The 15,226-nt window shown below is 69.7% G+C and carries 14 protein-coding genes and 1 riboswitch; of the genes, 1 reads left to right on the top strand and 13 read right to left on the bottom strand.

Annotation, left to right across the window (positions count from 1 at the left end):
- Positions 1-80: 80 nt before the first annotated feature.
- The 3 genes from gcvP to GA0070619_RS12630 all read right to left on the bottom strand — a co-directional run bounded on the left by gcvP (position 81) and on the right by GA0070619_RS12630 (position 5,129).
- Positions 81-2,903, bottom strand: coding sequence for an aminomethyl-transferring glycine dehydrogenase (gcvP, locus tag GA0070619_RS12620; protein WP_088948234.1), 2,823 nt, complete (start codon positions 2,901-2,903; stop codon positions 81-83).
- A 73-nt stretch (positions 2,904-2,976) separates the two neighbouring features.
- A riboswitch (glycine riboswitch) is annotated at positions 2,977-3,075 on the bottom strand.
- Between the two features lie 71 nt (positions 3,076-3,146).
- Positions 3,147-3,995, bottom strand: coding sequence for an NAD-dependent protein deacetylase (locus GA0070619_RS12625; protein ID WP_088948235.1), 849 nt, complete (start codon positions 3,993-3,995; stop codon positions 3,147-3,149).
- Positions 3,996-4,061: 66 nt separating this feature from the next.
- Positions 4,062-5,129 carry a MerR family transcriptional regulator gene (locus tag GA0070619_RS12630; RefSeq protein ID WP_172862040.1) on the bottom strand — a complete coding sequence of 356 codons (1,068 nt, stop codon included), beginning with the start codon at positions 5,127-5,129 and terminating at the stop codon, positions 4,062-4,064.
- Between the two features lie 151 nt (positions 5,130-5,280).
- Between GA0070619_RS12630 and GA0070619_RS12635 the strand changes: the two genes are divergently transcribed.
- Positions 5,281-5,937, top strand: a complete 657-nt coding sequence (locus GA0070619_RS12635; RefSeq protein WP_088951759.1) for an SDR family oxidoreductase — start codon at positions 5,281-5,283, stop codon at positions 5,935-5,937.
- Positions 5,938-6,128: 191 nt separating this feature from the next.
- Here the strand turns inward: GA0070619_RS12635 and GA0070619_RS12640 are convergent, their stop codons facing one another.
- The 10 genes from GA0070619_RS12640 to GA0070619_RS12685 all read right to left on the bottom strand — a co-directional run bounded on the left by GA0070619_RS12640 (position 6,129) and on the right by GA0070619_RS12685 (position 15,224).
- Complete coding sequence (locus GA0070619_RS12640; protein WP_172862041.1) at positions 6,129-7,781, bottom strand: substrate-binding domain-containing protein; 1,653 nt, start codon at positions 7,779-7,781, stop codon at positions 6,129-6,131.
- A gap of 526 nt (positions 7,782-8,307) precedes the next feature.
- Entirely contained in the window at positions 8,308-9,003 is a 696-nt protein-coding gene (locus GA0070619_RS33805; RefSeq protein ID WP_088948238.1) for a DivIVA domain-containing protein, read from the bottom strand.
- Between the two features lie 52 nt (positions 9,004-9,055).
- Positions 9,056-10,237, bottom strand: a complete 1,182-nt coding sequence (locus GA0070619_RS33810; protein ID WP_088948239.1) for a globin domain-containing protein — start codon at positions 10,235-10,237, stop codon at positions 9,056-9,058.
- A 2-nt stretch (positions 10,238-10,239) separates the two neighbouring features.
- Entirely contained in the window at positions 10,240-10,638 is a 399-nt protein-coding gene (locus tag GA0070619_RS12655; RefSeq protein ID WP_088948240.1) for a group I truncated hemoglobin, read from the bottom strand.
- Between the two features lie 269 nt (positions 10,639-10,907).
- Positions 10,908-11,504: a MerR family transcriptional regulator gene (locus GA0070619_RS12660; protein WP_088948241.1), complete on the bottom strand. Its 597-nt coding sequence runs from the start codon at positions 11,502-11,504 to the stop codon at positions 10,908-10,910.
- A gap of 197 nt (positions 11,505-11,701) precedes the next feature.
- Positions 11,702-12,166: a bifunctional nuclease family protein gene (locus GA0070619_RS12665; protein WP_088951760.1), complete on the bottom strand. Its 465-nt coding sequence runs from the start codon at positions 12,164-12,166 to the stop codon at positions 11,702-11,704.
- A 184-nt stretch (positions 12,167-12,350) separates the two neighbouring features.
- Positions 12,351-13,052: a transcriptional regulator FtsR gene (gene ftsR / locus GA0070619_RS12670; RefSeq protein ID WP_172862197.1), complete on the bottom strand. Its 702-nt coding sequence runs from the start codon at positions 13,050-13,052 to the stop codon at positions 12,351-12,353.
- A 50-nt stretch (positions 13,053-13,102) separates the two neighbouring features.
- On the bottom strand, positions 13,103-13,555 hold the full coding sequence (odhI, locus tag GA0070619_RS12675) for an oxoglutarate dehydrogenase inhibitor Odhl (RefSeq protein ID WP_007071101.1): 453 nt from the start codon (positions 13,553-13,555) through the stop codon (positions 13,103-13,105).
- A 214-nt stretch (positions 13,556-13,769) separates the two neighbouring features.
- A complete protein-coding gene (gene gcvH / locus GA0070619_RS12680) occupies positions 13,770-14,150 on the bottom strand; it encodes a glycine cleavage system protein GcvH (RefSeq protein WP_088948243.1) in 381 nt (126 codons plus the stop codon).
- 60 nt (positions 14,151-14,210) lie between these two features.
- Entirely contained in the window at positions 14,211-15,224 is a 1,014-nt protein-coding gene (locus GA0070619_RS12685) for a DUF881 domain-containing protein (protein ID WP_088948244.1), read from the bottom strand.
- Between the last annotated feature and the right edge of the window lie 2 nt (positions 15,225-15,226).

The following is a 15,226-nucleotide window of genomic DNA, read 5'->3' on the forward strand; positions in this document are numbered from 1 at the left end:
CAGGTCGCAGCGGCTGCCGGGGCGGCCAACACCGCCCGCCCCGGCTCGCCGTCGTTCGTCCTCGAACGCCCCCGGCGTTGTCAGTCCTCGAACGCCTCCGGCGACGGGCACGAGCAGACCAGGTTCCGGTCGCCGTACGCGCCGTCGATACGCCGCACCGGCGGCCAGTACTTCCCGGCCCGGTCCACCCCGGCCGGGTACGCGCCCACCGACCGCGGGTACGGGTGCGGCCACTCGTCACCGCTGACCATCGCCGCGGTGTGCGGCGCGTTGGCCAGGGGGTTGTCCCCTAGCGGCCACGCCCCGAAATCCACCTGCTCGATCTCCGCCCGGATCGCGATCATCGCGTCGCAGAACCGGTCCAGCTCGGCCAGGTCCTCGCTCTCGGTCGGCTCCACCATCAGCGTCCCCGCCACCGGGAACGACATCGTCGGCGCGTGGAAGCCGTAGTCGATCAGCCGCTTCGCCACGTCGTCGACGCTCACCCCGGTCGCCTTCGTCAACGGCCGCAGGTCGAGGATGCACTCGTGCGCCACCAGGCCCTTGTTGCCGGCGTACAGCACCGGGAAGTGTCCCCGCAGGCGCGCCGCCACGTAGTTCGCCGCCAGGACCGCCACACCGGTCGCCCGGGTCAGCCCCTCGGCACCCATCATCCGCAGGTACGCCCACGGGATCGGCAGGATCCCCGCCGACCCGTACTTCGCCGCCGAGATCGCCGGCGTGGAGTCCGCGTGCGCGCCCAGCGGGTCACCGGGCAGGAACGGCGCCAGGTGCGCGCGCACCGCGACCGGACCCACGCCGGGGCCACCGCCCCCGTGCGGAATGCAGAACGTCTTGTGCAGGTTCAGGTGCGACACGTCCGCACCGAACTTGCCCGGCTTCGCGAACCCGACCAGGGCGTTGAGGTTCGCCCCGTCGACGTACACCTGACCGCCGGCGTCGTGGACCTTCGCGCACAGCGACGCGATGCCGGTCTCGTACACGCCGTGCGTCGACGGGTACGTCACCATGATCCCGGCGAGCGTGTCCCGGTGCTTGTCGATCTTCGCGTCGAGGTCGACCAGGTCGACGTTGCCGTCGTCGTCGCAGGCCACCACGACGACCCGCATGCCGGCCATCACCGCCGACGCCGCGTTGGTGCCGTGCGCCGACGACGGGATGAGGCACACGTCGCGGTGCGACTCACCCCGCGAGGCGTGGTAGGAGCGGATCGCCAGCAACCCGGCCAGTTCACCCTGGGAGCCCGCGTTGGGCTGCACGCTGACCGCGTCGTAGCCGGTCACCTCGGCCAGCCACGACTCCAGTTGGCCGATCATCTCCCGGTACCCGGCGGTCTGCGCGTCCGGCGCGAACGGGTGGATGTGCGCGAACTCCGCCCAGCTGATCGGCTCCATCTCGGTGGTCGCGTTCAGCTTCATCGTGCACGACCCGAGTGGGATCATGCCCCGGTCCAGGGCGTAGTCGAAGTCCGACAGCCGGCGCAGGTAGCGCAGCATCGCCGTCTCGGAGTGGTGGCTGCGGAACACCGGGTGGGTGAGGAAGTCACTGGTGCGGGCCAGGTCGACAGGCAGGGCCGCGTCCACGGCCCCGTCGAACGCGGGCACCCCGAACGCCGCCCACACCTGCGCCAGGTGCGCGAGCGTGGTGGTCTCGTCGCAGGACACGCCCACCCGGTCGGCGTCGACCAGCCGCAGGTTCACGCCCCGCTCGGCGGCCGCCGCGACGACCTGCGCGGCCCGGCCCGGCACGCTGACGGTCACGGTGTCGAAGAACGCGACGTCCGCGACGTCCACGCCGCCGGCGCGCAGCCCGGCCGCGAGCCGCGCCGCCATCTGATGGGTACGCCCCGCGATGTCACGCAGCCCGTCCGGGCCGTGGTAGACGGCGTACATGCCGGCCATCACGGCGAGCAGCACCTGCGCGGTGCAGATGTTGCTGGTCGCCTTCTCCCGCCGGATGTGCTGCTCACGGGTCTGCAACGCCAACCGGTAGGCCGGGTTGCCGTCCGCGTCGCGCGACACCCCGACCAGGCGCCCGGGCAGCATCCGCTCCAGGCCCGCCCGCACCGCCAGGTAACCGGCGTGGGGCCCACCGAAGCCCATCGGTACGCCGAAGCGCTGGGTGGTGCCGGCGGCGATGTCCGCCCCGATCTCCCCCGGCGCCCGCAGCAGCGTCAACGCCAACAGGTCCGCGGCGACCGTGACGAGAGCCCCGGCGGCGTGTGCGGCCTCGACGAGGGCGCTGTGGTCCCGGACCGCCCCGGACGCCCCCGGGTACTGCAGGTGCAGGCCGAAGAACTCCGCCGGCACCTCGTCGCGCTCGACGTCGACGACCCGCACCTCGATGCCCAGCGGCTCCGCCCGACTGGCGATGACCGCGATGGTCTGCGGCAACGCGTCGGCGTCGACGACGTACACCCGGCTCTTGCTCTTGGAGGCCCGCCGCGCGAGGGTCATGGCCTCGGCCGCGGCGGTGCCCTCGTCGAGCATGGAGGCGTTCGCGGTGGCCAGGCCGGTCAGGTCGGTGACCATCGTCTGGAAGTTCAGCAGCGCCTCCAGGCGGCCCTGGCTGATCTCCGGCTGGTACGGCGTGTACGCCGTGTACCACGCTGGGTCCTCCAGCACGTTACGGCGGATCACCGCCGGGGTGTGCGTGCCGTGGTAGCCCAGACCGATCATGGAGACGGCGACGGTGTTGCGGGCCGCCAGGGCGCGCAGCTCGGCGATCGTCTCGGCCTCGGTGGCCGGGTCCGGCAGGTCGAGGGTGCCGTGCCAGCGGATCACCTCGGGGATCGCGGCGTCCATCAGCTCGTCGATCGAGCCGTGCCCGACGACCTCCAACATCCGACGCTCGTCGTCGGGGCCGGGACCGATGTGACGGGTGGCGAACTGCTCTACGGTCATAGGAGGCACTCCCGGGGCGAGGTCGACGTGTCGGCCTCCCCCTCTGTCGCACCCCATGGGGCGCTCCACAGTGCCTGCCCACGAGGTCCTTTTGCCTGAGAGGTTCCGGGGAGGATTTGCCCCTTCGGCGCCGCCCTGCGTGCTGTCGGGCGGTCTCTCCCACGTGGGTGTTACCGGCGCTCCCAACGCTACCAGCGCCGGTGTTTCCCGCAGATGTCCTACCCCGGCCCCCGTGCCCGCCGTTCAGACCCCGACCGTCGCCGCGTTGCCGGCGACCCGGGCGGCCAGCTCCGGCAGCAGCGCACCCAACGGGGCGTCGACGCACACGCTGGCGTGTGCGTCGCCACGCGTCGGACCCTGGTTGACGATCGCCACCGGGATGCCCTGTTTCGCCGCCCGAATCACGAAACGTCGGCCCGACATCACCGTCAACGACGACCCCAGCACCAGCAACGACCGGGCCTGCTCCACGGCCGTGAAGCAGCGCGCCACCCGCTGCGGTGGCACCGTCTCGCCGAAGAACACCACGTCGGGCTTCAACATGCCGGTGCCGCAGATCCCGCAGTCCACCGGCCGGAACGCCGCCACCTGCTCGTCGGGGAGATCCACATCACCGTCCGGGTTGACCGCGGCGACCCGGGCCACGAAATCCGGGTTGGCCTCGCGCAGCCGCCGGTCCAGTTCCTCCCGGGAGGTCAGGTTGCCGCAGTCCAGGCAGGTCACCTCGTCGAGGCGACCATGCAACTCGATCACCGACGTGCTGCCGGCCGCGCCGTGCAGACCGTCGACGTTCTGGGTGATCACCGCGTCGACCAGCCCGGCCCGTTGCAGCCCGGCGACCGCCCGGTGCCCGGCGTTGGGCGCCGCGCCCGCGATCAACCGCCATCCCAGGTGGCTGCGCGCCCAGTAGCGCCGCCGGGCGAGGGGGTCACGGGTGAACGCCTGGAACGTCATCGGGGTGTGCCGCCGGGCCACCCCGCTGGGCCCCCGATAGTCGGGGATGCCCGACTCGGTGGACAGGCCCGCACCGCTGAGCACCACCACCCCACCACCGGCCACCAGCGAGGTCAACGCGTCGAAGCTCTCCGTCACCCCTCCATGCTGCCTCAGCGCACCCGCCGACGCCGAGCCTCACCCCGGCGGGAAGCGCCGCGACGTCTACACCGCCACGATGTCGGCGACGACGCAGGCGACGTTGTCCGGCGCACCCTCGGCCCGCGCCAGGTCGATCAACCCCCGCACCGTCTGCTCGGGATCGGTGGCCGCGCCCAGCACCGCGCACAGATCGGCCCGGTCGACGACGGCGGACAACCCGTCGGAGCACAGCAGGTACCGGTCACCGGGCAGCGCCGTACGGAGCGCGAGATCCGCCTCGACCTGCGGACCGGCGCCGAGGGCACGCACCAGCATCGCCCGCTGCGGATGCGTGGCGGCCTCAACGGGGTCGAGGCGACCCTGATCCACCTGGGCCCGCACCCACGTGTGGTCCTGCGTCAACAGCGACAGCTCACCGTCGCGCAACAGGTACGCCCGGGTGTCACCGACGTGCACGAGGGCCAGTTGGGAGCCGCTGCGCAGCAACGCGGTCAGCGTGGTGACCGGCTGATGATCGTCGGTCGCCAACCCGCGCACCGCACGGTCGGCGTCGGCGACCGCCCCGGCGAGCATCGTCAGCAGCTCCACGGCCGGCGCGTCCGTGAGCTCCAGCGGCCTGAGGGCGTCGATGGCGGCAGCGCTCGCGTCCGCGCCACCGGCCCCTCGCATGCCGTCGGCGACGGCGAGCAACCGCTGGCTGGCGTACGCGGCGTCCTCGTTGCTGTCGCGCACGGCACCGGTCTCACAGTCGGAGGCGTAACGGACGGCAAGGGTGGGGTTCGGTGATGACATGGTGGTGCTCCCTCCGGACAGATGATCCACGAGGACGGTGGCGAGCCGGGCGCGCGCCGCGGTGTCGGCGGTGACCTGCCGCCAGTACGCGGTGATCGCCTCAGCCGCCGCCGCGGGCGCCAACCCACACACGGTGCGGATCATGGCCAGCGGCATGCCGATGCGGCGCAGCTGGGCGACCAGCCGGGCCAGCGGCACCTGGTCCGGGTCGTAGAGCCGGTACCCGGACTCGGGATCGACCGCGGCCGGCAGCAGCACCCCCACCTGGTCGTACAGGCGCAGGGCCTTCGGTGTCAGTCCCGCCGCCTGGGCGAACGCCCCGATGGTCAGCAGCCCCACGTCGGCTTCCTCCTCGTGCCGGTCACGGCAACCGACAGGCACCAGACTGGGCCTTGACCAAAGGTCAAGGTCAAGACCCGGACCCGGGCGCGCATCGGGTTGGGACGCCTTGTGCCGCACGTGCTGGCGGCACCGCCGGTAGTTTGGTCGTATGCGAGTCGTCATCGCCGGAGGTCACGGCAAGATCGCCCTACTGCTGCAACGTCACCTCGCCGGGCGCGGTGACACCCCGGTGGGTCTGATCCGCAACCCCGAGCAGGCCGCGACGCTGCGCGCCGCCGGCGCCACCCCCGTCGTCTGCGACCTGGAACACGCCGACGTCACCGAGGTCGCCGCGCACCTCGACCGCGCCGACGCGGTGATCTTCGCCGCGGGCGCCGGCCCCGGCAGCAGCGCCGCCCGCAAGGACAGCGTCGACCGGGGGGCCGCCGCGCTGCTCGCCGACGCCGCCACCCGCGCCGGTGTCCACCGCTACCTGCTGGTCTCCTCCATGGGCGTGGACGACCCACCGGCCGCCGGCACCGACGACGTATGGGCGGCGTACCTGAGGGCGAAACGCGCCGCCGAGGACGACCTGCGCGGCCGCGCCCTGGCCTGGACGGTGCTGCGACCCGGCCAGCTCACCGACAACGAGCCCAACGGGCGGGTCACCCTCACCCGGCACGCCGGCCGCGGCGCGATCAGCCGCGCCGACGTCGCCCACGTCCTCGCCGCGCTGCTGGACACACCCGGCACCGCCGGTGCGACCCTGGAACTCGTCGACGGGCCCACCCCGATCGCCGACGCCGTCCAGGCCGCCCACGCCTGAGGGACAGCGCCGCCCGCGCCGGGCCGCTAGGGCCTGTTTCATAAGGGCGGTCGAGCCGAGGCGGAGTCCGGGCGGCGACCCGGCAAGGCGGGGTTTCGTCCGGATACCGGTGTTGTATCTGGACGAAACCGCAACGCCGCCGGTCGTCGTCCGGGCCCGCCGCAGGCCGGCCAGTCCTTGTGAAACAGGCCCTAGTCGCCTGCTCCGGCCGCTGCCAGGAAGATGTTCGCCATCGCAGCGGCAAGATCTTTGGGGTTCTGCGCGGCCTCGGCCCGGCCGCCGGTTGTCTCGGCGACCGCGCGCAACGTGTCCAGGTCCGCGCTTTCGCCGATGCCGATCGAGAACACCGGCACCGGGGGCTGGCTCTGGGTGAGCTGTTTGAGGAATTGCGCCTTGTCCATGGCATGGGGTGAGTTTCCGTCTCGACCGTCGGTCAAGACGACGACGATCGCCCGGCGATCTGGCCTGATCTTGGTTTGCATATACTCCACGGCGTCGAGCACCGCCTTATACAGCGGCGTTCCGCCATCAGGAATAGGAGTGTATGCCGCAATCTTTCGGCCGACGGCTTCGCGACGCGTTCCGCTCTTTACGGTGCCGGTGATGGGCCCTAGGGGAACAACCACCTCGGTTGGCGGGCTTTTCGCAGTTGGCGTGCCAAAGAACCACAATCCGAGTTCCGTGTCATTGGTGAACGTCTGCGCGGCGACAGCGCCGAAGGACCGAAGCAGCGTCGCCTTGGTCTCGGTGCGACCCGGCCCGACGACCACGGGAGCGGCCATGGAGCCTGAACGGTCGACGACCACGAGCACCTGAAAGCGTTCCGGTAGGTAGCGGGACCATTCGGCCGCTTCCAGGCCCAAGCTCACGTCTGCGACCGCCGTCGGCTCGGCGATCTTCAAGGGCAGACCCTTGGGTACGCCGACCCGAGGCGACGGCCCCCCGAAACCGGTGAGGCGAAAACCTGCGGCCACCAGGGCGTTGCTGGTGTCCACCGATCGCAGAGCCCCAATGAACTGTGTGAGCAGCCGGCGCTGCACGGCAGTGGCGGTGGACTGACCTGCGATCGCCACGGGGTAGTCAGCCTCGACCGCGATGTCGGTGGCATACAGGTTCAGCACTGGATTGTCGCGGCCATCGTTGTGCTTCCAGAGCTGCTGCTCGAGCACCGGGAACATCCCGAGGTCGGCAAGGGCCTTTCGGTCGCCGCCCTGCTCGGCGGCGACACGTAGCAACTCACCGGCCGACGCGTCCGCGTCGAGCAGCCTGCTGCGCAGCGCGAGGGCCCGAAGCTTCGCTACGCCTGGCTCGGTTCCAGGCACGGCGGCGGCGGCGGCCTGCACCGCCACGAAAGACAGCAGACCGGCGGTGTCCCGGGTGGGGTCACCCATGCTGAGCTTGACCGACCCTCCCACGACACCGCTCAACAACGTCGCCCACGAAAAGCCGGATCGGGCCCACGGCGAACCAGCCACACCCGCGGGCGCAGCAAGAACCACAGGAGACCGTGCCAGGGAGTCGTCGTGGATGGGGTAGACACGCCGGTCCGGGTCGACGCTGTCCAGCCAGATGCGAGACGACGGGATCCACACCTGCAGCCCTTCCGGCGCACCCTTCTGTGCCGTGATCGCCGGATCTTCCCCGACGACATCCACCGCACCGCAGACATCACCCATCTTTCCCACCGCCGCTGCCACCGCAGGCACAATCTCGGGGGCCACGACGACGCGCAGGGACTCCGCGCCCTTCCCGCAGGACGAGCCCGGTGACAGCTTGTCGATGATCCCCGCGTAATTCGTCGTGGCGGCGACTACCAGTCCCGCGACAACGACAGAGGTCAGCACAAGAAATCTGTTCCGGAGCCGAGGCCGGCGACGATGGCGTTGCGGAGGCTCAACCCCGCCCAACTCCAAACCACGCTGGCCATGACGATTGGTCGTCACCGACGAACGATCCCTGCCACCACTATCGGTAGTCATGTCTTCTCTCACAGTTGCATACGCGCGCGAATTTAGGCCGCCTGAACGAGCGGTAACTGATCTTCGCGTAAAGTTACTTGACAGGTGACAAGGGCCTGAAAGCGGTCGCCGAAACTGCACCTGTTCGCATTTGAACAGATAGCGTCATACTGTCTATGTCGATTCTGACAGATAGCGTCATGCTGTCTATGTCGATCCACGACAAGCGGCACGCGCGGTATGGGCGACCGGCCCCGGCTACGCCCCGGCTCTGAAAGACCCGGGCAGCGCCACAGCAGCTCCCTCGATCTTCATGCCCTCGCGGACCCGCTTCGAACTCGGCGGTTCGTCGTTCCCACCCACACCGGAGCCGGGGTGAGGTCCGGCAGAAGCGGACCCCACCCCGGCGGCGTCACCGCTGCTGGTGCCGCGGCAACGCCGACTGCCCCGCCGTGCCCCCCACGAAGGGCGCACCCGGCGTCTCCGCGGCGATCCGGTCCATCGTGCGGGCCAACTGCTCACTGCCATCGTCGAGATGCCGCGCCGCCGCCTGCATGTGCGACACCATCATCTCGCCGAAGATCCGCAACGCCTCCCGGGTGGCCACCGTGTCGTCGAAGCTCGGCCCCGCCGCGCTGCGGTACTCCGCCACCGCCCGTTCCGCCTCCTGCTTCGCCTCCGCCTCGGCCGCGTGCAGGTAACTCTCGTACTGCACCCGGGCGTACTCGGCGACCCGCCGCGCGTAGTCATGCGCCTGCGCGATGATCTGCTCCGCCTCCCGCTGCGCCGCGGACAGCAGATTCACCTCCCGCGCCGCCGGGACCTTCGCCGCCGCCCCCGTACTCGGGATCACCCCGTGCCGGTGCAACTCCACCCGGTCGGTCAGCCGCTCGTTCTCCGCCCGCAACGTCGCGATCTGCGTCGCCAACAGGTCCAACTCGTCGGCCACCTGCATCCGGAACCGGTCCACGTCGGCGTTGTCGTAACCACGCCGGGCGAACGACGCGGCACCGAACTCCCACCGCCGAACCCGGTCGGCGGTCATCCGCACCTGCACACCACCGGAAACCTGCATCCCGTCATACCGACTGATCGGGGTCGCGCTCACCTGTCCGCCCCTCCGATCGCGACTGCGGGGCGCGCAAGCTCACCTCTCGCGCTCACCTGAGCCCACCTCCCGAAGTGTCACCGGCGGTCGTCTCCTGCACCGCCGTGCGCCAGGCCGCGCCGTACCACTGCGCGCCCAGGCCCTCGTGGTGCACCTGACCCGCGTGGAAACCCGCCTGGGCCAACGTCCGCACCGCATGCGAAACCATCTCGTCGGACCCGCACACGAACACGTGCCGGGAACGCCAGTCACCGTCGGCCAACGCCCGATCCACCGCGTGCACGAACTCCCCCGGCCGGTGCACGTCGGCACCCACCACGTAGGTCACCGTCAACCACGGGTACGACGACGCCAACTTGTCGATCGCCTCGCTGTCATAGAGCTCACTGCGGGAACGGGCCCCCACGTAGAGATCCACCCGCCGGCGGGAACCCTCCGCCGCGACCTGCTCCACCAACGCCTTCACCGGCGCCCAGCCCGTCCCCGCGGCCACCAACAACAGGTCACTGGAACCCGCCGACCACAACCCCAGCCGATCCCCCACCGGCGCCGCCAGGTGGATCCGATCCCCCACCGCCGACCCGTACACCAACCGAGACGACACCGCCCCGCCCGGCGCGGCCCGCACATGCAACTCCAACGTGCCGTCCGCGCGCGGCGCGTTCGCCGGCGAGTAGTACCGCCACGACCGCACAGCCGGATGCGACACCCCGATCGACTGACCCGGAGTGAACGGCAACAGATACTGCGGGCGCACCGTCAACACCGCCACGTCGAACGCCCGCCGCTCGTGGGCCACGATCTCCGCCACCCACCACGGCGGGTTCACCGCCTCGGCGGCCTGCGCGGCCTCCGTCATCACCTGGGCCACCAACCCGTACGCGGCCGCCCAGTCCGACGCCAACTCGTCGGTCCACTGCTCGGCGAGGAAATGCTGCAACGTCGCCAACAGCGCCTCACCGACCGCCGGGTAGTGCTCCGCGCGGACCGCGAACTTGCGGTGGTCCGCACCGAGGTCCTGCAGGAAACCCACCAGGTGCTCCACCTGGTCCACGTTCGACACGATGTGACCCAACGCCGTCACCAGGCGATCCCGCTGCCCGGCCATGTTCGTGGGGAACATCTGCCGCGTCTCGGGATGAGCGAGGAACAACGTCGAGTAGAAGTAGAGCGGCACCTGATCACCGTGCCCGGCGACCACCGACCAACTCTGCTTGAGTCGGGCCGCGTCCACGCTCAGACGCCCGACCGGTTTCCGCGGGACACCACCTGGTCCTGCACCTGCCCCAGCACCGTCTGCACGTCCGCCAGGATGTCCGCCGGCACACCCAACTCGGTCAGCGTCACCACCAGGTGCCCACCGACCATCGCGTAGTGCTCCACCGGGATGTTCAACGGCTGGTGCGCCTCCGCCAACCCACGACCGGCGTACTCGTCAGGGCCACCCAGCACCGTGGTCAACATCAACGTCAGATGCCGCCGCTGACCCACCATGTCCACATCGGAGAAGTAACCCGCCAACTCCGGGTCGACGAGCACCTTGTCGTAGAACAGGTCAACGGCCGCCTTCACCGCGCTGGCACCGCCAATGCGGTCGTAGTGCGAGGCGGGAGCGGTCTCTTCGGTAACCGTCACGGTCGTTCCTCCGGGGGGTGAAGGGGCCAGAGCCGTGTCGGACCATAGCGTGTCAATCGCCTCCGGTCAGTGCCCCCTTATCGGGTTCCCGACAACACGAAGACACGCTGCGTCACCACTACCGAGGAGTATCTCCACAAGGAGCCACCACAACGACACCCACAGTGTCCACTGTAGACAACAGGGCCTGGCGAACCCGCCCACCGTCACCGACGGTCGCGACAAAACGAACCGAAAAAAAACCCGGAACCCGGCAACGCCCCCGGCGCTCAGCCAGCCCGCCGCCGCGCCCGCCGCGCCGCCAACTCGTCACCGACCGGATCCGACTCGGACGCCGCCGCCGGCTCCACCGGGCCGCTCGTCGCCGGCTCCGCCGGCAGATGCGACAACGACCCCTGGATCTCCTTGAAAGCCCCACCGATCGCGATCCCGAAGACACCCTGGCCACCCTGCAACAGGTCGACCACCTCCTCCGGGGACCGGCACTCATACACCGTCGTCCCATCGGAGATCAGCGTGATCCCGGCCAGATCCTCCACACCACGCGACCGCAACGCCTCGATCGCCTTACGGATGTTCTGCAGGGACACCCCCGCGTCCAACAACCGCTTCACGACCTTCAACACCACCAGGTCCCGGAACGAATACAACCGCTGCGTCCCCGAACCCGAGGCGTCCCGCACGCTCGGCACCACCAGCGTCGTCCGCGCCCAGTAATCCAACTGCCGGTAACTGATGCCCACCGCGTGGCAGGCCGTCACACCCCGGTAGCCAACCGAACCCTCACCCTCAGCCACCCCATGAGGCGACGAGGCACCAGGCTCATCGAACTGTCCACCCGGATCGGAATCCCGCGGCTCGTGCATCCGGACAACCTCCCCGTCAGTGTGGCGACGCGTCGTTTCCGGGACGCGCACCCCTCGACATGGCAACCCTAACGCCACCGCCAGGGGTTACCAGGGAGGAACCGACGCGACACGCCGCGCAGCCACCGAGAAAGATCACCAACCCGCCCGCAGCATCACCCACAGTGACACCTCAAGGCGCAGAGCCCAGGCCCACCTCAGCCCGCGAAATCCTCCGGACGCACCTGCTCCAGGAACTCGCGGAACTTCTCCACCTCGTCCTCCTGCTCGTCAGGGATAACGATCCCCGCCTCGCTGAGGACCTGCTCCGAACAACGAATCGGCGCACCGACACGCAACGCCAACGCGATCGAATCGCTCGGCCGCGCCGACACCCGCACCCCATCACCGATCAACAGATCCGCGTAGAACACGTTCTCCTTGAGCTCGGTGATCTCCACCGCCTGCAAGGGCGCCTTCAACGCCGCCAACACATCCCGCAGAAGATCGTGGGTCAACGGCCGGGCCGGCTTGACCCCCTGCTGCTCGTAAGCGATAGCCGTCGCCTCGACCGCGCCGATCCAGATCGGCAGATAGCGGTCACCCTCGACCTCCCTGAGCAGGACGATCGGCTGGTTGCTGGGCAGCTCCACCCGAACTCCGACCACGCTCAGCTCGCGCACCGCCGCCTCCGTGTCGTTGTCACCTACGCCGCACCGCGCCCTTCCCTGCACGGTACACGGACCGCGACACGGTCGTCCCATGCGCTACAGCACCACGCCCGCGCCAGAAAGGGGTTACCCCGGCAAGCCTACGGCACGCTTCCCGGAAGAGATCTTTCCGCTCAGCCGCCACCCACCGGGCACATCACCGACCCAACGTCGACCGCAAACCCACCCGCACCAACGCCGCGTGCAACTGCTCCGACAACGCCACCAACTCCCGCGCCATCTCCGCCGCACGCGCCCGCGCCGCCGGATCACTCTGCCGCGCCAACGGCGCCACCAACTGCGCGAACAAACCAACCTCACGGTCAGCCGCAGTCCGGTAACCCCGCAGATGCCGCGGCTCCAACCCGTACGACGCCAACCCCGCCACCGCCGACGCGATGATCAACGCGTCCGCGTCATACCACCCCGGCGGGTCCGACACCAGCACACCGAGCCGCTCCAACTCCACCAACGTCGACTCGTCGATCCCACTGCGCGCCACGAGATCCGCCCGGCCGAGCCGCACCTGCGACGACTCGGCCGGCTCCGCCAACTCACGGCCCGGCACAGCACCATCGGGACCAACCGCCACCAACGCCGGCCGCGACCGCCCCGGCTGCTCACCGGACGAATCCCACTGCGCCAACTGCTCACGGATCACCCGCAACGGCAGGTACTTGTCCCGCTGCGCGGTCAACACGAACCGCAACCGCGCCACATCGTCCCAGCTGTACTTCCGGTAACCCGCAGCCGTCCGCTGCGGCTCGACCAGACCCTCAGCCTCAAGAAACCGCAGCTTCGAAATCGTGGTGTCCGGGAAATCCACCCGCAACTGCCCGAGCACCTCACCGATGCTCATCAGCGGCTGAGACCGGGCCGCACCGGGTGACGTGGAGGCCGCAGGCTCGTTCACCCCCGGCCGGCCTCCTCCTCCGGGCGCGGACCGGCGATGAACACGACCCGGAACTTACCGATCTGAACCTCATCACCATTACTCAACGTGGCCGCCTCGACGCGCTCACGATTCACATACGTGCCGTTCAAACTACCCACGTCCCGCACCGTGAACGTGCCACCGTCACGGTGGAACTCCGCGTGCCGACGCGACACCGTCACGTCATCGAGGAAGATGTCACTGTCCGGATGCCGGCCACTGGTCGTCACATCGTGGTCCAACAAGAACCGGGCACCCGCATTCGGGCCTCGACGAACCACCAGCAGCGCCATACCCGGCGGCAACGAACCGGACATCCGGCTCGGCACCACATCGGTGTCCGGCCCCTCCAGCACTTCGTCGAGCGAACCGAGATTGAGCGTCGAAGTGACGTCGAGCGGGGGGAACTCGTCGTCTGGCCGCGTCATGGGACCACCTCACGGATCTGTTCGGTCGGCGTCGGGTAATGGCGGGTCTGGCCGCCGGGCACTCGAACACCCGGCGGCTGGCTCCCCGTGCCCGGGAAGGCAATTCCGCAACGCTCAACTATTGGGTTCTCGGTCGACTGGGCGAGCCTAGCCAGCGCCGAAATGCAGGGCAACCGGACGCGCGCAGACAACCCACGCGCCGGATCAAGCACACTCAGCCTTCGGTGATCTTCTGATACGCGCCGGCCGTGAGCAACCCGTCCGTCGCGGTCGGATCATTCGGCGTGATCTCCACCAACCAACCCTCACCGTACGGATCAGTGTTGATCAGCTCCGGCGTGTCACCCAACGCCTCATTGCGGGAAGCGACCGTACCAGCGACCGGGGCGTAGATCTCCGACACGCTCTTGGTCGACTCGATCTCACCCAACGAGTCACCGGCCGCGACCACCGCACCCGCCTCGGGCAACTGCACGTACACGATGTCACCCAGCGCGTCCTGCGCGAAGTGCGTGATGCCGACCCGGATCGAACCCGTGCCGTCACCCGCCACCCACTCATGCTCGGCGGTGTATCGCAGATCCTCGGGAATCACCAGACGCGTCCTTCATCCATCGGTGCCCCGGACCACCCGGATCCGGCGCGGCCGCGCCGGTCAGGAGACCGGACGGGCGTGTTCCAACTTGATCGGCACGTGCAGCGCCGAAACCTCGGCAACCTCACGCTCCCCAAACGTCACGTTACCGCCGACACCACGGACCGACGCCACCACCCCACCAGGAATGTTCAACGCCGTGCGCATCGTCGCCGGATCACCGATCACCGTGATCGTGAACGGCGCCGTCAACCGACGCCCCTCCACCACCAACGACCCGTTGTCCCCGTCGAGGAAGTACGTCGACGCGATGATCCGCACCGACGCCCCGTCACCGCCGGAAATCTGCATCGCCTCCGCGCCAGCGCCCCGCAGCTCCTGCACCGCGTCCAGCACCCGATTCGCCGAGATCGGCTTGGCACCGGCGTCGAACCGCACCGTCAACCCCGGCCCGACCGCCGGCAACGTGCCCGCCAGGATGCCCAACTCGTCCGCCCGCCGCGTCGCCTCGTCCAACGCCGCCTGACGCCCCTGCTCACCCGACTGCAACTGCCGCTGACTGTCCTCCAGAGTCCGGATGTCCTGCTGAAGACGGTTCTCCCGCGCATCCAGATCCGACAGGATCCGGACCAGGTCCTCCTGGCGCGTCGCACCCAACGTCGGATCCGTCGACGTCGTCTTCAACTGCACCACCAACGTGAAACCCAGCAACGCCAACAACGCGGCGATCATCACCCCGGCCGTACTCCACCGGGACCGACCCGCCGCCGGCGCCGCCGACTCACCAACCGGCTCACCCAACCCGTCGGAACCCGCAACCGTCTCCCCCGACCGCGGCACCGCGCTCAGGTCCACCGTCGCACCGTCGTCGACCGGCTCCACCGCCGGCTCATCCTCCACGGCTGGCTCATCGACCGGCTCGCGCTCCACCGGCCCCTGCGGCGCCAACGGGCTCAACTCGTCCGGATCCGGCGCGTCCGGACGAGGATCCGGCTCACCCGCCGGCCCACCCGGCCGCGCCGGACCCGCAGGCTGCGGCCACCCCGTCCCCGTGTCGGTCTGCTCGTCACTCATCG

This window comes from Micromonospora zamorensis (genome assembly GCF_900090275.1).
GTDB classification, from domain to species: domain Bacteria; phylum Actinomycetota; class Actinomycetes; order Mycobacteriales; family Micromonosporaceae; genus Micromonospora; species Micromonospora zamorensis.